Annotated in this window: 13 protein-coding genes; 7 read left to right on the forward strand and 6 right to left on the reverse strand. The window is 41.4% G+C overall.

Translation table 11 applies throughout. From position 1 onward, the window contains the following. Positions 1-99 precede the first annotated feature (99 nt). Positions 100-321, reverse strand: a complete 222-nt coding sequence (locus ACRWQM_RS14000; protein WP_434930377.1) for a penicillin-binding protein — start codon at positions 319-321, stop codon at positions 100-102. Between the two features lie 689 nt (positions 322-1,010). On the opposite strand from ACRWQM_RS14000, the gene ACRWQM_RS14005 reads away from it, so the two are divergent. The 3 genes from ACRWQM_RS14005 (at position 1,011) to ACRWQM_RS14015 (ending at position 4,157) form a co-directional block, all read left to right on the forward strand. Beyond that, the gene (locus ACRWQM_RS14005; protein WP_226410871.1) at positions 1,011-1,310 is read left to right on the forward strand and encodes a DUF2070 family protein; all 300 of its coding nucleotides are present in this window, start codon (positions 1,011-1,013) and stop codon (positions 1,308-1,310) included. After that, positions 1,307-2,920 (forward strand): PepSY-associated TM helix domain-containing protein, encoded by a 1,614-nt coding sequence (locus ACRWQM_RS14010; protein WP_434930378.1) that lies wholly within the window; start codon positions 1,307-1,309, stop codon positions 2,918-2,920. The genes ACRWQM_RS14005 and ACRWQM_RS14010 overlap by 4 nt, the downstream gene beginning before the upstream one ends. Before the next feature lie 808 nt (positions 2,921-3,728). Next, positions 3,729-4,157, forward strand: a complete 429-nt coding sequence (locus ACRWQM_RS14015) for an SPOR domain-containing protein (RefSeq protein WP_434930379.1) — start codon at positions 3,729-3,731, stop codon at positions 4,155-4,157. A gap of 485 nt (positions 4,158-4,642) precedes the next feature. Here ACRWQM_RS14015 and ACRWQM_RS14020 read toward each other — a convergent pair whose 3' ends face one another. Then, entirely contained in the window at positions 4,643-5,686 is a 1,044-nt protein-coding gene (locus ACRWQM_RS14020) for an IS110-like element ISShfr7 family transposase (RefSeq protein WP_434930380.1), read from the reverse strand. A gap of 175 nt (positions 5,687-5,861) precedes the next feature. Here ACRWQM_RS14020 and ACRWQM_RS14025 point away from each other — a divergent pair, with 175 nt between their 5' ends. The 3 genes from ACRWQM_RS14025 (at position 5,862) to ACRWQM_RS14035 (ending at position 9,082) form a co-directional block, all read left to right on the forward strand. Continuing rightward, positions 5,862-6,266, forward strand: coding sequence for a hypothetical protein (locus tag ACRWQM_RS14025; protein ID WP_434930381.1), 405 nt, complete (start codon positions 5,862-5,864; stop codon positions 6,264-6,266). 108 nt (positions 6,267-6,374) lie between these two features. Next, a complete protein-coding gene (locus ACRWQM_RS14030) occupies positions 6,375-6,728 on the forward strand; it encodes a hypothetical protein (protein WP_434930382.1) in 354 nt (117 codons plus the stop codon). Between the two features lie 815 nt (positions 6,729-7,543). Then, on the forward strand, positions 7,544-9,082 hold the full coding sequence (locus tag ACRWQM_RS14035) for a transposase (protein WP_434930383.1): 1,539 nt from the start codon (positions 7,544-7,546) through the stop codon (positions 9,080-9,082). 692 nt (positions 9,083-9,774) lie between these two features. Here the strand turns inward: ACRWQM_RS14035 and ACRWQM_RS14040 are convergent. Further along, the gene (locus ACRWQM_RS14040; protein ID WP_434930384.1) at positions 9,775-10,554 is read right to left on the reverse strand and encodes a prolyl hydroxylase family protein; all 780 of its coding nucleotides are present in this window, start codon (positions 10,552-10,554) and stop codon (positions 9,775-9,777) included. 45 nt (positions 10,555-10,599) lie between these two features. Continuing rightward, complete coding sequence (locus ACRWQM_RS14045; protein WP_434930385.1) at positions 10,600-11,967, reverse strand: aldehyde dehydrogenase family protein; 1,368 nt, start codon at positions 11,965-11,967, stop codon at positions 10,600-10,602. 200 nt (positions 11,968-12,167) lie between these two features. On the opposite strand from ACRWQM_RS14045, the gene ACRWQM_RS14050 reads away from it, so the two are divergent. After that, positions 12,168-12,524 carry a winged helix-turn-helix transcriptional regulator gene (locus ACRWQM_RS14050; RefSeq protein ID WP_434930386.1) on the forward strand — a complete coding sequence of 119 codons (357 nt, stop codon included), beginning with the start codon at positions 12,168-12,170 and terminating at the stop codon, positions 12,522-12,524. Positions 12,525-12,719: 195 nt separating this feature from the next. Here the strand turns inward: ACRWQM_RS14050 and ACRWQM_RS14055 are convergent, their stop codons facing one another. Together ACRWQM_RS14055 and ACRWQM_RS14060 are read right to left on the reverse strand one after the other, a co-directional pair. Next, on the reverse strand, positions 12,720-13,712 hold the full coding sequence (locus tag ACRWQM_RS14055; RefSeq protein ID WP_434930387.1) for an L-threonylcarbamoyladenylate synthase: 993 nt from the start codon (positions 13,710-13,712) through the stop codon (positions 12,720-12,722). Positions 13,713-13,871: 159 nt separating this feature from the next. Further along, a complete protein-coding gene (locus ACRWQM_RS14060; RefSeq protein ID WP_434930388.1) occupies positions 13,872-16,310 on the reverse strand; it encodes a YbcC family protein in 2,439 nt (812 codons plus the stop codon). Positions 16,311-16,313 lie beyond the last annotated feature (3 nt).

Raw genomic sequence — 16,313 nt, forward strand, 5'->3', positions numbered from 1 at the left:
AGATTACTTGATAGAAAATGGTGCGCAGCCATGTGGCTTAAATTTAACAAGCTGAATACTGCCAATAATCGTGGTATGACAACAATCAACATCACTTAATCAATAGGATGAATTAGGTGTGTTTTCAGGATTTATATCACCATAAACTTCTTCAGGATCAACATCATTTATCAGTAAAGTCTCCCTTACTGTTTCAATGTGATCTAATATTTTTTGATAATCATCACCATATTCATATTTAGTGACTTCAATTGACTTTGGCATATAGGTAAAAGCAATTTTCAATGCATTTAACGCTGACGGGTTCATTTTTTCGCTCATGTAAAACTCCTTATCGAATTGTTTATATTAAAAACCTTAAACCTGTTTTTTCCAAGACCTTAAAATAAATTTAGCCACCCTCCCATAACTCGGTTAGCTTACCTATTTACGCGCTACTAGCTTTAAAGTGGGCATTAATACTCGCGTATTTGCAGTTGACGGAACACTAACTGACTTTACACAGAGGTTCAAATAAAACCCCTGTTTTTATTGGTAATATTGCTAAATGAATGGGAGTTCGTCACAAGCAGATTTGTGTAATTGATACTCTATGATGATAAAGAATAACGCCTAGGTGGCTTAACTTCGCGCATACACATAGAACCACAGACACCAATCACACACCACAACAAATCTAATTGCGAATGATTTGCATTTATATTAATATCGAAATATATAAAATGATGAAATGGAAATTCTTAGGTGTTACTTATTCAAATCCTTGTTATCGCGCTAAGCATATCCGGCGTGACGCTTTGCTATATTTCTAGTAAACATCAGCGATTACTGAAACATAACTTACCAATGGCATATGCTATTTGCGGAGTTGGCGCTTTGTTTGTGTCACTGTATGGCTGGTTGCAAATATTAAGTCCCACAGCGGCATTTTTTACCTGGTGTTTTACCATCATCACCTTAATGATTAGCCTCCCCTTCTTAACACTTTTGTCCCCAAAGGGGCGCCACTGATGACACGCTTAACCGTTGAAAATCGAATTCAGCCACACTGGTGGTCAAAGACCATTATCGCCATAGTGCTGGGGTTATTACTGAGCTACGGCATTATCGCTATTTTTGCTTGGTTTGGGCCTGGCGGCATTGATGCGCCGATGAAAGTGCAACTTAATATGTGGTTAATCAGTTTGATTTGGTTACCTATTTTGGCACTTATTTATCTTTTTAAATCCGCACGCAGCGCATTTTTCAACATGCTATTTATTAACCTTATCGTCTATTTTATATTGGCGAGCTTATGGTGGTTACAATGAAAATTCGCTCAGACATATTACGAACTTACCAATCAATTCACACCTGGACAGGCATTACGACTGGACTAGTGCTGTTTATTGCCTTTTATGCTGGGTCATTAACGCTGTTCAAACCCCAAATAACCCAGTGGGCTACCCCCAGCTCAGCCTACTTAAATCATACGCCAGCAATTGAGTTAGACAATTTAATTACGCAGGCTATGGAAGAATTTCCCGAGGTCAATGAAGGATTTATTGTTAACCTTGAACAGGGCGCATCGTCACTATCTTGGTATGAAAAAGGTGGCGGTAGAGGCCTTAGACTGGACGATGAACTTAAACATGCTGCTTTTGATCAAAATACTAATCTAGTCACTCAGGTAAGTGATCAAAATAAACTCGGGGCGTTAATTGACAAGCTCCATCGTACCGCAGGAATTCCAGGTACATTAGGCCATGAAGATATTGGGGTGCTAATACTAGGCGTTGCCGCTGGCTTGTATTTTATTGCGCTAATTTCTGGGGTTATTATCCTATTGCCGACACTGGTAAAGTACTTATTAGCGCTTCGAACCCATAAGGGCAATAAACGTTTTTGGCTTGATAGTCACAACGTCGTCGGTGTGCTGAGTTTACCCTTTCATATCATCATTGCATGGACAGCATTTGTGTTTGCATTTCATGACCCATTCTATGGTGGGTTAACTGTGGTATATGGCGACAAGCCTTTATTTGCACAGCAAGAAAAAAGCGAAATAACTCATTCTATTAGTGAGTTACATTCCATTGAAACCTATATTAATAAAGCTAACGCAATTGCACCAGAACACCAGGTTAGCCGCTTAGAATTCAGCAAACTATCTTCAACATCGCCTACTTTAGCAATACAGTTGGCATCATCTGGCAGAATACAGCGTGGCGCATATTCCGATGTGCTGTATCTTCACCCTTATACTCTAGAGCAAGGTTATACCTCAATCAGCCAGCCAGAAGATGGGATATTCGGCCCTATGGTCAATAGTTTTGTGTCATTGCATTTTGGTAATTATGCGGGCAATTATGGACGCTGGATGTATTTTGCATTGGGATTAATGGGCGCATTCTTATTTTACAGTGGCAACTTACTTTGGCTTGAAAAACGCAGGCAAAAACAAGCAATTCAATCACGTTCGATTCGCATAATGTCATCATTAACGATTGGAATTTGTGTTGGCTCAATGTTAGGAGTCGCTATTACAATGCTAGCAAGTAAATGGTTGTATTTCTTATCGTTGCCAATTAACCATTATTACTTAGGCTGTTACTACAGTATCTTTTTTATTGCGCTTGGATACAGCTTTTATCGGGGAGCAGCACTTGCTGCTATTCACTTACTGTATGTGTTGGCTGCAGCTTGTCTGTTGATCCCGCTAACATCGATTTTGTTCTCAACACTATCGACAGCCACCTTAGCATTTGATGGTAATACCGCGATTGTTGATGTCATCGCTTTTATATTCGCAATCGTATTTTTCAGCGCAGCTAAAAAAGCTAAATACAGGGCTTATCATGGTGAGCCAGACAGTATTTGGGCGATTACCACAACCACTTCAAATAATGCGATTGCGCCAGTACCCCAGTCAGCTAATTAATGTGGTTTAAAATCAAACGGGTTAGCTTAGTGCTAAAGCTAGGCTAATGCATTTAAGATCCAAAGTTAGATTAGGTATATAGCCTGCGGCCACTATAAACATGGGGCTTCGCTCATAGTAAATAATTTAACGTGAAGATTATTTATATAACTTCAGCATGGCATTTACTCATCGACACGCAGCATTCTTTCGAAATAAAAAAGTCCTTGTAGCTCAACCGACCCATCCCTGGGTCGGATGGTCGGCTCGCAAATCACCATAATGAACCTTTCGAGTATTTGCTTAATCGGCAAGTTTTAAAGAGTGAGTGGCATAAGATTATTTCAAAACACTAACTCACTTTTGCCCCAAAGCTTGTTAGAGAAAATCCAATTTAAACTTTGCTCGAACATAGTTATCGCTAGTTTATGGAAGCACTATTTTGATATAAATTTATCTACGATTAACATCATAAAATCTTTGCGACAGTACACTGTGTTTTTATACAGTTATAATTCATTTGTGTTAAAAAAACAGTGTTGTTTCTCGTTATGTAATTGCGAAAATTCTCGGTTTTACCTAAAGGATAATTCTATCTAATTGAATTAGCTGATTTTTGTTAACAAATCTGCGCTGCATAACGAGTTTGTATTATTCTCGATTATCTAAATTCTCGCTTTTGCCTAGACTAAAAGGTGATTGATTTGGGTTATTTAAGCTGATAAGTTACTAAAATTATTAATAATTAAAGCGATTTGGATGTTGTGTTTTGGTGAGCTTCTCAGGATGTTTATCGGAATTCTCGCTAATACGCTGTTAGGTGTATAAAGTGTTCGCAGCAGAGTTAAGTGAAAAATTACTAGCAGAGGGTTGTACACCACAAAGCTTTGCCGTTTTATCTCGCCAAAGTGATGCTTATTGCTTGGATAAGCTTTGGGGTGAATGGGCTGTTTTTTATTTTGAAAGAGGAATAGACTCTAAACCCATATTTACATCCTCGTCAGAAACTGAGGCTTGCCAATTTTTTTATGATCACATTCTAGAACAAGATCATTGGCACTTAGTAGGTTTTTATACAAAAGAAGCGGAAGCTCAAGAATTGGAAAATAAGTTAGAGAAATTTTCTATCCAATCTATTCGCAATGATATACCAGCTTACAATTCGGTTAATGATCCAAGATACCGTGTTTTTGTAGTTGGAAAAGATATATTCAAAGCAAAAGAAAAGCTTGGGGATTTAGCAATAAAATACACCTAACACATATGAGCCTTCCGCCAGTCAATAGGCGAGCCTAACTTATTTGACTGCTTTTGCAGTCAAATTAAAATCAATCAACAAATTCATCTACTTCGTCTGTCAGTTAGCTGTCAAATCATCGTTTACAGCAAACACATATAGAGGCTCTCTTAGTGCGATCTTATCGCTGCCTGACGCTTTTCAATCCTTTGAAATATCAGGGGCACTAGACATTTATCGGTTAACCCTAAGATGGCACTATTCAAGTCAGAGGTGCTTTGTGCACAGTTAGTTTCAGGCTCATTTAAGGTGTAAACGACTTTGGTGATTGTACTCATTAATGCGCGCCAATAAGGTGTCTAATCAAGGCAATGTAGCTTAAATAGCATTTGGCATAGTGATGATGGTGAGAAGTCATTGCTTCATTAGCCACATCATTCACGTTCATGCTCGCTTCTCTTTTCAAGAGTATCTAGTTAGATGTTCAGCTCACCTTATTGCGCGACTTATCCTTTTAAGAATCGTTGTTCATCAAACACCGTTTTGTTCTTCAACATGAAATAGACGCAACGGCCAAGCTTATGTGCCAGTGCAGATAACGCTTTAGCCTTACTCATTCTTTTTTGTAATCTATTAAGATAGTTACGGGCTTTATCATTGCCTCGCAGGTAAAGCACAGCAGCTTCAGAGAATGCCCACTTTAAATGAGCATTACCGATTTTATTACCATTAGTACCATAGGTTTTACCCGCAGACTCAGCTTTGCATTTGACTAATCGAGAGTATGAAGCAAACTTTTGCACTGACTCAAATCGACTGATATCACCAATTTCATAGAGGATAGTCAGCGATAAAATCTTACCGATGCCAGGTACTGTTTTAAGTAGTTCTAGATACACGGGATTATGATTTTTGGCTTGTTTTTCAATGAACCATTCAACTTGAGCGAGTTCTTTGGCATAGCAATCAAGTAGCGCCATGTCTAAATCAATATTACGTTGCACAATAGGATCTTGATATTGCTCCCGCATTTTTTGTCTTGCAGAGATGTTTTTAAGGTTTAGGTCAGTGGCAGGTAAGTTGTATTGGCTGTTGGTGTTAACCACATGACCTTTAAGCATAGCGCCGTGACGAACAATCTTCATACGTCGACGTAACAGGTCACGCGCAGCGCGCATTTCACTTGGGTAATCGTAGGCTATTGGAAAATTGCCACCACGCAGCAGTGTGGCAATTTTAAATGAATCGACTTTATCGTTCTTAGTTTTACCGCCGTGAATCGCTTTCATATAAAGGGCATGACCTAGAATAAAGTCGATACCCAGTTCAGCACACCAATCAGACACCCAATACCAACAATGCATGCACTCAACCCCGACAATGACATTGCCGATATAGGGTTCAAGTATGAGTAGTAAGTCATCTTTGTCAGCGCCAATCTTTTTATGGACGACAACTTCCCCTTTAGAATCAATGATGCAGACATAAAGTAAGCGTGCATGTAAATCGATACCACAGTAGTATGGATGTGAGTTATTATAAAATCTCATTGAGCTTTCTCCTGTTGGTTTGGTCACCTTAAGCATACCGCTGATGCGGCTTGCTAGGGAGGGGGCTCAATGAGTATCAAGGCGTTCAAACGGACAAATAACAGCTAGCTGTTGTTCGTGCCTCACACATTTTAGCCAGCTATTATTTGCCGCTTAACGTGGCGTTAGGTACCTAATGAAAGTCATAGTTATATTCTTAATTTATGCTGTTTTTTCATTTACAACATATGCGGATACACCTTTTTGTAATTCGAAAGTTGATGGTCGTGTTAAATCTGATAAAGTTTTATCTATATACAAGATACCAAACGGTGTTCAGTACATTTTTTCGGTTGCTTCTTCGTATAAAGATCTTAATTACAATGGCTCTATGGTATTAGTCGGAGATATAAATAATCCTGATTTACTATTCTTTCCTGAACTTGAAACTTCTGATGATGAAAGTGGTTGGTTAACAGGCATATTTTACAATAGAAATATTTTAAAAAATGCTGTGCTTGTTGTTGAGTATGGTAATTACTGTAAAGGTAATGGGTATGAAGTTTCATATTCTTTTAGTGAGGTGCCAGAAGGTACCTAACAAGGCGCTCAAGAGGGAAAATTTACAGTTGGCTGTTTTCACTCCGTTCAACAATTTTAGCCAACTTATAAATTTCCCCTTAGCGGGGCGTTATGTGTACAAGGTGCCATGGAAAAGTTTAGAGTTCGACCCGGCCATAAATCGACAGAGCTTTTGATTGAGTTTTGGGGTGACCATCGAAGTGAAGGTTATCCTAACATTCAAAAAATATTGGAGGTTGGTCTATCGGCTAAACCTAAAAAACATCCCAGTCTAGATGTTGTAAGCATTGGACTTGCTACTGATGAGTTTATTTCATTTTGGGAGTACCCAAACGGGGTTTATGAGTTAGACGATGATATTTGGGCTTACTTTATTATGGCAGCGAATAATAATGCTCAGGTTATAAGTGATATTGAGCAGGTTTTATTAAAGTCTGGTGAGTTTTTAAAAGAAGAAGCAGACTTCAGCAAGTACACATAACAAGGGTTTTCAAGTCGGACTCGTAACAGCTTGCTCGGTTCCACTTCGTTTCACATTTTAGCAAGCTATTACTCGCCGCTTAAAACGGCGTTAACTGGAAAAGCAAATCTTGAGCATCTACTTCGAAGCGCCAGTCAGTAATGGCCTAGATCACATTATAGAGCTTGTACCTGTATTGATATTAATGTTTGTGGTGCTGAAATATCCTGTTGTTTCTCAGATTTTCGCAGATATTACAAAGATTAAACGAGTAGTCTTGGTCCGAATTTTTATTATCTTAATGATTTTGTTTTCTATTGATTCAATTACTGACTTCGCAGAGATAATTCGATTAAAAAATATAATTGATGAAAAATCATTTTCTCAAGTCAAAGGTTGTATTGTGGAGTACCGAAAGGAGTCACCTAAATCAGGTGTGGTACTAGAGTCTTTTAAAGTAAATAACGTTGTATTTAACGTTAACAGTTATGAAGGTGGTCCCTATTTCAGTAGCAGGCTTCATACAGATAATTTCTTAACAAATGGTAAATGTGTTTCAATTAACTATGTTGAAATTGGCAGCAACAATAAGATTATTAGAATTTCCAGTTAACAAGTTGCTTAATTTCGTTCCGGCCACAAACAGCGTGGCCTCCACTGGACTGCCTACGCTACGCTGCGGCAGCCAATTAGCAAAGCGTTGAGGCTGTAGAATTTCTCCCCAAGAGCCGTTTTTAACGTCTATTTACAAATAAAGTTAATTGGTTGTTTTTTGAGCTTGTTGCGTATCGGTGTCTGTGATCTAATAGATATTATTCACCGAAAGCAAAAATGCCATGGCGAACTACAAACCTGACTTATCCTGCCAAAGTAAATTCATCCCCATCAATTTTTCAGAGCAAATTCTGCCTGGTACATTTGAGTATGCCCTTTGTTATATTATCGAAAATAAACTCGATTTATCGGGGTTTGATGCCTGGTATCACAATGATAAAACGGGTGCAGCAGCATATTCACCGGCTGTGATGTTGAAGATTATTTTACTCGGGTATGCGCATGGTTTAATTAGCAGTCGACGCATTGCTAAGGCGTGTGAAAACAATATTTTGTTCATGAGCGTGTCGGGTGATGTACAGCCACATTACACATCCATAGCAAGTTTTGTGGCTAAAATGCATGAACAAATAGAGCCCTTGTTTACCCAAGTGCTGATGATTTGTGACGAAGAGGGTTTGATAGGTCGTAATATGTTTGCCATCGATGGTTGTAAGTTAAAGTCAAATGCGAGCAAAGAATGGAGTGGTACATTCGATGAACTCGGCCGTAAAAAAACGAAATTAGCGCGGGCAAGCAAACGCATTATTGAGCGTCATCAAGCGCAAGATGGCCTAAGTGAAGAGCTCGTCACACAAGACTTAAAACAAAAAGAAAAGTTGGATAAAAGTGCGGATAAAATCACGGTATTCCTCGCGACACACCAAGAAAAAATAGGCAGCCAAGGCAAGCCTGTAAAAAGCAATATAACCGACCCCGACAGCGCAAAGATGACGACATCCAAAGGCACCATTCAAGGTTACAATGGTATTGCGATAAACGATGATAAACATCAAATTATCTTACAAGCACAAGCGTGGGGAAGTGTGGGTGAACAACAAACGCTTCAACCTGCAGTAAGGCAATTAACCCAACAGCTCGATAAACTTAACCCTGATAAATCCTCACAAAAGCACACCATAAAATTCACCGCAGACAGTGGCTTTAACAGTGAAGCTAATCTGGCATTTATGGCACAAAGTGGCTTTGATACCTACATCGCAGACAATCAATTTAGAAAACGAAACCCGTTGTTTCAAGAAAGTGAAACTTACGAAACCGAGCAAGAAAAGCGTAGGTTAAAACGACGTAACGGCAAGCCTCGATTGTTTACTTCAGATGATTTTCATTATGACGAAGCAACACAAACCTGCCGATGCCCCGCAGGCAATGAGATGTGGCGAAGTGGTATCAATGTCAAAAGCTATAACCAAGAGTACACCCGATTCTGCGGTTATTTAAAAGATTGCAAAATCTGTCCGCTGCAACAGCAATGCATGCGAAAACCGCCGATAAAAACGGGGCGGCAAGTGCAGTTTAAAAATAATGAATCACGGAAAAAACTGAGTTACACCGACAAGATGAAAGTGAAAATAGACAGCCCAATGGGGCGGCGGCAATATAGCAAACGACTGGGTTGCATTGAGCCTGTGTTTGGCAATATTACGGTCAACAAAGGGATGAATAAATTGACCTTACGCGGCCAAGTCAAAGTTAATGCCCAGTGGCAACTGTATTGCCTTGTTCACAACATAGAAAAGCTGCAACACACGATGCACTAAGAAGGGTAAGCCCTTTTCACCTCAAAAACTCACCAAACCTGCCTTATACTCCCTCTAAAAACAACAATACATCAGCATGTTAAATAGTAATCTAAACACCACTAAATAATTGAATCAAAATAGAAACTCAGATATTGTTTGTTCATTAATCAAAATGAATTTAAAAACGAGTAATTCTACAGGCTCGTTATCGAATATTCGATTCCCATACTTTACCTAACACTAGTCGTCATTTTTAGAGTTTGGTTCTATCTCATTTTTGTCCAAAAACGAGTTAACTCTTGTTCTGATTTAGCTTTTACTACAATCACAAATGAAGCTAAATCGAAGAGATAAAAATTCAGGTGCAGATGAGCCAGCGAGTATCCAAAACAAGGATGTTTTGGTTAAGCCCACATGGAGGTGCTTGCGGCGTCTCGCTGGATCATCTGCACTTGTAGTCACTCTTTGACGCCCATGAAAATTTAATTGAGTTTTAAAATTTAGTCTGGTCAAGGCAAACTTTTATAAAAACAAATCTTCCAACCCGCTTTTGTCCAAATGAGCATTTAAAAGTAATACACTTTACTATCAAAAAATGACATTGATCCTCAGATAACATATCAAACTATTGCGTTGTTGCCGTTCAGGACAGGCTTAAATTTCTATCCAATTTCTTATGACCGTACAACTAAGCTAATCCGAAATAGCATTTATAACTCAAACAGCATATCGGTACGGATAATGTATTTCACCCCTTTATAAATGGGCTCAGAACTGTGGATACAATGTAGCGGATGCATTCCATGTGGAAAACAAATAACACTGCCCGCTGGGGTTCGTATATCTACTGTTTTAACATTATCACCACGCTTGGCTGGTAATTGTGGATTATCGGCATTGACTAAAAAGCGGGTTGCACCACCTTCAAAGTCTTCTGTTAATAAGATTAAAAAGGTCAATTGACTGTATCTGTCGCCAAAAGCATCTCGCACTAATTCACCGTTTATGACTTGGCTACCAGGCCAGGAGCCGTCGGAATGAGGCTTAAAATAATCCCCTTCGTTATAACGGTAAAATCGAAAACGGTTATTTAACCCTAACGCTGCTTTACCGGCAAAAATGCCCAGATTATCGTCCATTAAGTGCTTAATTCTATTCCAAATAACTTGTTCAGTAGCGTTATCAACCACCCAGGTTAAGCTATCGTTGTGTCTCACATCTCTAGGTAAAGATACCGCAGCATCCGGTAAAAAACCCATTGACTCACTAACCGCAATTAACCGCTGACACTCATCTGCCGACAGCACATTAAGTAATTGAAATGCGCCCGGTACTTCGGCTAACATTTTTTTACTCGGCTGTGTTAAGGACGTGTCGTTAAGTTTAGCAACATTGGCCTGATGATTCGCCCAGGTCGGCAGCGCTGGATGCTCTGCTCCGGGTTCATGTGCCACGACAAAATAATCTGAATTTACACTCGATGTGCTCATCTATTTACACCTTTAAACCAAAAATAAAAAACCAGAAAACAAAAACTAGTAACTCATTACTCGTACCTGGGCAAATTGGCGATGGCCTGCAGCTGTGCCATGAAAGCCTAAACCACTGTGCTTAGCACCAACCCAAGGCGCGTTGCCTGCGCCCGCACCTTGATTAACGCCGACCATTCCGGCCTCAAGCTGCTCTGCTACCGCTTTTGCGCCCTGGCCGCCAAATACCACAGCGCCTAATCCATAATGACTGTCATTCGCGCGACTGATTGCTTCATCTATTTGCTTAAAGCGACTTATTGCCACCACAGGGCCAAAGGTTTCTTCATGCTCCAGTAACATATCTGGCGTTATCCCGCTCACCACGGTTGGCTGAATAAAGGGTAACGGATAATCATCACTGCCCAGTAAAAATACCCCGCCTTTGGCTTTAGCATCTTGCAACTGCTGTAGTACTTTTAGATGCTGCGTGGGGTTAACCATGGGACCAATATTCACCTGAGGCTGATCCCATTTACCCACTTGGTAGCGACTGGCTAGCATAACTACCTTTTGTTCAAACTCATCCGCTATACGCTCATCCACATAAATACGCTCAGTTGAGGTACACATTTGCCCGGCATTTTCAAATGAACTGGCCACCACAAACCTCACCGCGGCATCTATATTGGCGCTGGCCATTACGATCACAGGGTCGTTACCACCCAGTTCCATCACCAAACGTTTTAAGCCCGGTGCTGCACTGGCCATAATGTGTTTACCTGCCGCCATTGACCCGGTAAATGCCACCATATTGATATCTGCTGCCACCAATGCTTGGCCAAGTGTTTTATCGCCTTGTGCCAGTTGCAATACATTTTTTGGCAACACCTTATTCAGGGTGTTAATAAATAACTCGGCCACTAATGGGGTTTCTTCCGACGGCTTTAATATCACGCTGTTGCCGGCCATCAGTGCTGGCATCAATAAGTTATTAGCCATGGCTAACGGGTAATTCCACGGGGAAATTACCGCAACAATCCCTAGCGGTCGATAGTGTAATTCAGTGTGGTTATCGAGTTTTTCTGTGGTTAATGCCTCGCTTATTTCACTGGCAAAATAGGCGGCGTTTTGTATTGTGCCGCCAACTTCATAGGTGGCACGGCGATAATCCTTACCCATTTCCTGGCTGATTAACGTCGCTAACTCATCTTGCACCGCCACCAGCTGTTGATAAGCCTTCACCACATATTGCTCACGCTCTGCCATTGGTAGGCTAGCCCAATCTTTTTGCGCAGCCTTGGCTGACGCTATTACGGTCGGCAATTGTTCAATGGCTAAGGTTTCAACGCTGCCAATGGCGGTGGCTTCAACATCATCGCCATTGCCGATTTTGCGATAACTTGCGGGATCGTACGAGGTTAATACTGCCATAAAACAAAAATTCCTTAGTGGAAAATAATGTTTGCTTGATTATCGTTTTACCCTCAACTAGCACTAGAAACTAGCTGTATTTGATTAACGTAACGACAATTCAGCTTACATAAAAAGATAAAAATACGATTAATAACGCTATTTTGATACTATGGGATATAAAAGCAACTAGTATACTTTTGGTAACCTAGGTAAGAATAATGAAAACAACAGTTGAAACAATGGATAACGGTCAGAAAAAAGTTATCAACCCGTGTGCAGAACCCTGCTTAGTTGAGCGTGGAATGCGGGTGTTAGGCGGAAAATGGAAAGCCTCAATACTGTGGCATTTACAAGATGGTCCGGTGCGATTTAATGATTTAGCGCGCATGTTAGGCGGTGCCAGCAAAAAAATGGTTGATCAACGCCTTAAAGAATTAGAAACACAAGGATTAGTGACGCGCCACGTGATTAACGACCGCCCTATTGCGGTATCTTATGCCATTACCGACTTTGGCCGAACGGCATTGAATATTTTAGAGCAATTAAAAGACTGGGCTGAGGAGCATAGCATTTAGTGATAGTCGGCAGACTCACCTGACATCTGCATCCGGCCGATGCAGCCTATAATTAACTATTTTACCCAATACCTTTACCAAAAAATGAATGAGCTTATATGTGCTCACTCATATATTTCCTGCTCATTCGCATAAAGCGTCGTCAAGCGCCCTGGTTAGCATCAAGTGGATAACCACTATTTAAGTGTTTACTCCTTAGCTAGCTGCACGAGATAATCGATCATTTACCGCTCGCCACTCATTTGTTTCAGGTGGCTGTTCGACAATAATGTTGTCGACGCCCTTTTTATCCACTTGATATAAGGTGACATATAACTGTCGACCAAAAGCGAGTGCGTCGCTAGGGATTTTGCTCCACTGCGCACTTGGCACATCGTTTTTAAACTGTTCAATCACACTATCGGACCATAATACAAAATGAGTATTACCTTGAGCCAATGTATGCATATCAGTTAGCAGTTGATCAGCTGATAAGATCTGTAATTGCGCTTTAGGTTGATAATGCGCTTTAACATTACCAGGCACCACTTCGGTATGCTCTTCAGGTGTACTAACTGTTATCCCCAAAGCTAGCGACAGGGCATCAGAGTCAATAGGGCCTGCCCTTAAAATACGGGGTGTATCATCCACTAAATCAATAATGGTCGACTCTAACCCATATTCACAGGCGCCACCTTCCAGTACCGCTGCAATTTTGCCCCCTAAACCCACCATCACTTGTTCGGCAATGGTTGGACTAAGCTGCTTATAAGGGTTGGCAGATGGCGCTGCAAGCCCAACATTAAGTTGTTGCAGCACACTGAGAAATAACGGATGCGATGGCATACGTAAGCCTATTGTATCTAAACCACCGGTCACGACATTGTCTACATGATCAGCTTTTTTCAGCAACAAGGTCAACGGACCAGGCCAAAAGGTATTCGCTAAAAGATAGGCGCTTTGAGGAATATCTTTAGCCCACTTTTCAAGATGAGACACATCGGGGATATGGATAATCAATGGATGATTTTTAGGCCGGCCCTTGGCTTCAAAAATTTTGCCAACGGCATCTACATTCGTTGCATCAGCGGCAAGTCCGTAGACCGTTTCGGTTGGCAGTGCCACACACTCACCGTTTTGCAATAAAGCCACAGCTTGAGATACAGCGCTATCGCCTGTTAATAACACAGTAGAACTTACTTGACTCATTTTCGATTTACTCACGGATTACACAAAAGACAATACACAGGCCGGATAACATCTGGTCTGTGTATTTTAAAGGTTTCTACTCCATTCGACTAGATTAAATGCAGATGTTAAACGTCTATGTTAAAGGCCTATGTTAAATGTCTATGCTAAAGGCTTACCTTAAGTCACAGCATTATGTTCATTAGCCTGCGGTAACCATTGCCCCTGATAATAGCGCTCGATCACGCCTTCATCGGCCCAGCGCAGTAGAAACAACCACTGGTTATCGACTAACCAACGCACATTGTCATGTTTGGCGATTATCTGTTCAATCGGTTCTCTCGGGGCCGCTAAGTAAACTGCTAAACGCTGTGGTTGGTGCATCCACTTTTCACCATTGTGCAGTGACTGCATCGACAGGCCAATGCGTAAATCGCCACCATTCCCTTCAAATACACCAACATGCCCCGCCACCGCGTTATGCAATAATTTATTACCACAGCCGTATTTCGCGTTGTCTGTCACCGAGGCATTATATTGCATGTTGATCCAGTTGGTGACGACCATAGGGGCGGTCATGATTAACTCTAATATTGCAAAGCCGTTATCATTTTGCCATTGATAATCATGTAAGAAACTCCGACCCTGTAGGTTAACGTTTCTGGTCCAACTTCGAGGCGCGACAATAAAGGCGGCATTGTTTGCCAGTCCCCACTCGGGGCGCACTTGAGACCAGTCATGGCTGCGCTGAATGTAAAATTTATCCAGCGCATCTGCACTGCTATCGGTTAAGTGAGGTGCAATATGCTCAATACGTTCACGCTGTGCGCTTTTTGTTGCGGCTTTTAACCATAGGGTTGAAGTATGGTCTAGCTCAGCATCAAAACAATCAATATGATCCGTGGTGGTGTTGTGCAAGGCGGCCACAAAATGTGTGGTCTCAGGAATAACAACATCTAATGCTAACAAGGTGTTACGCACATCGATATCATTTAATAACTGCGCTAAAACTCGCACGTTTACTTCACCGGTTTGACCACCACAGGCGCCACAATCCAAACCCGCTGCATGCAAGTTATTGGTTGTATGACTACCATGTCCCACCAGCAATACCCTTGGCGCAAACTGGGTTAAGCCCATCGCATGTAAAATACCTTTGGCCAGTTCGGCTTTATCGGTTAACGAAAGCAACTGATCATTTTTGCGTAATATCCAGCTTTTTTGATGGGTCAGCGCATTTACGGGGTTGAGTGTTTGCTTAGCAAAAAATGACTTTTTGAGCATTTTAAAGGCATATAGCCAGCCCATGGACTCCACCATAGAAAATGCTGACGGTGCTGCTTGTGACCATGTTTGCCAGCGTGCCTTATTGTTCAACATATCGGCCTGGGCAGAGGTGTCACGCCATTCAGACACGCGTATCACTGGCTTTAACAATCCCGGAAGTTGTGGCCGAGACAGCTCGCTGTCGTGGGGTTGATACTCTATCGGTAATCCGAAAAAGCCTGCAAAACCGATAGTTTGAATGTCATCACTTTGTTTTTCTAATGCTCGACGTATCACTTCAGATCGAACATCAATACAAAATGCCGCCTGTAACTTTGGTAATGTTATAGGGTGCTTAGCCGCACTCAGTAACTGAGCGTTTAGCGTGTGTTGATAACTCAGTTCAGCCGCTTTTGCCCACACCCAAAGGGGTTGCTGTGCTTGTGCATGTTGTACTAGCAAGTTAGGCAGTTGCTGTTTTTCAGCTGACCAAAGCGCGGCTAATTGACTAAAACTGTCTGCTTGCTGTGCTTTTAGGTAACGCCAAATGACCAACTCCCAGGCCATACGAATAGCCAGTAGTTGCAACATGTCATCATTGGGAGTGGCCTCTAAGTCACCTTGCCAACGCAAATAGGCTACCCAAGATGCCCAGCCATTGATATCAAGTAATAATCCATGCGCATAAGCCTCTATAACCGTATCATCGACACCTAATTCCTCAACGGCCTCAGCGAGTAAGGCCTCAGCATCTTGGGGCAATTGCTTAAAATACAGCAGTAAACCTGGCTCATCCATAATAATGCTTAGGCCACGATCACGCCCAGTAATCTCACGCCAGTGGCGATATAAGTCAGCTTGTGATGCAGCATCTTCACCCGGTAAAGTCGCCCGCTGTGGTTGATAATATGCTGCACAAAATTGGCTAATTTGATGAATAATCTCATCATGCCATGCCATTTTATGTTCATCGCGTTGGTTATCCAGTAAATCGGCAATATTGTGCCAATGAGCAAAATCATCAGTTTGATTTAAAAAAGCTTCAAGCTGTGCCACTGACATCGAGACATCTTGTTGTTCGGCCGCTAATTGTAACGATCCCTGACTGATCTCACCCCGTGCATATAAATCTTGATAATGGCTTTTAGGCATTAAACATTGAATACGATCAAGTGCCGATATGCGCGCAGAGACTTGCTCAATGGGTTGCTGACGCATTTGCCAAAATGGATTAACCGCAATCATTTTATCAAGCGGCCATGTCGGTGCAATTTTCTGACCCGCTGAAGTAAGTTGCGCTTTTTGACTATCAGTCAACACGGCTAACAAAGGTGTTTGGGTTGCAATGTTCATGCT

The organism is Shewanella sp. HL-SH5, from assembly GCF_051163755.1.
GTDB classification, from domain to species: Bacteria; Pseudomonadota; Gammaproteobacteria; order Enterobacterales; family Shewanellaceae; genus Shewanella; species Shewanella glacialimarina.

Bases quoted from the DNA above. Each gene is read 5' to 3' on its own strand.
- ACRWQM_RS14045 (WP_434930385.1), bottom strand. From the start codon at position 11,967: ATGGCAGTATTAACCTCGTACGATCCCGCAAGTTATCGCAAAATCGGC.
- ACRWQM_RS14055 (WP_434930387.1), bottom strand. From the start codon at position 13,712: ATGAGTCAAGTAAGTTCTACTGTGTTATTAACAGGCGATAGCGCTGTA.
- ACRWQM_RS14040 (WP_434930384.1), bottom strand. From the start codon at position 10,554: ATGAGCACATCGAGTGTAAATTCAGATTATTTTGTCGTGGCACATGAA.
- ACRWQM_RS14050 (WP_434930386.1), top strand. From the start codon at position 12,168: ATGAAAACAACAGTTGAAACAATGGATAACGGTCAGAAAAAAGTTATC.
- ACRWQM_RS14010 (WP_434930378.1), top strand. From the start codon at position 1,307: ATGAAAATTCGCTCAGACATATTACGAACTTACCAATCAATTCACACC.
- ACRWQM_RS14035 (WP_434930383.1), top strand. From the start codon at position 7,544: ATGGCGAACTACAAACCTGACTTATCCTGCCAAAGTAAATTCATCCCC.
- ACRWQM_RS14000 (WP_434930377.1), bottom strand. From the start codon at position 321: ATGAGCGAAAAAATGAACCCGTCAGCGTTAAATGCATTGAAAATTGCT.
- ACRWQM_RS14020 (WP_434930380.1), bottom strand. From the start codon at position 5,686: ATGAGATTTTATAATAACTCACATCCATACTACTGTGGTATCGATTTA.
- ACRWQM_RS14060 (WP_434930388.1), bottom strand. From the start codon at position 16,310: ATGAACATTGCAACCCAAACACCTTTGTTAGCCGTGTTGACTGATAGT.
- ACRWQM_RS14030 (WP_434930382.1), top strand. From the start codon at position 6,375: ATGGAAAAGTTTAGAGTTCGACCCGGCCATAAATCGACAGAGCTTTTG.
- ACRWQM_RS14025 (WP_434930381.1), top strand. From the start codon at position 5,862: ATGAAAGTCATAGTTATATTCTTAATTTATGCTGTTTTTTCATTTACA.
- ACRWQM_RS14005 (WP_226410871.1), top strand. From the start codon at position 1,011: ATGACACGCTTAACCGTTGAAAATCGAATTCAGCCACACTGGTGGTCA.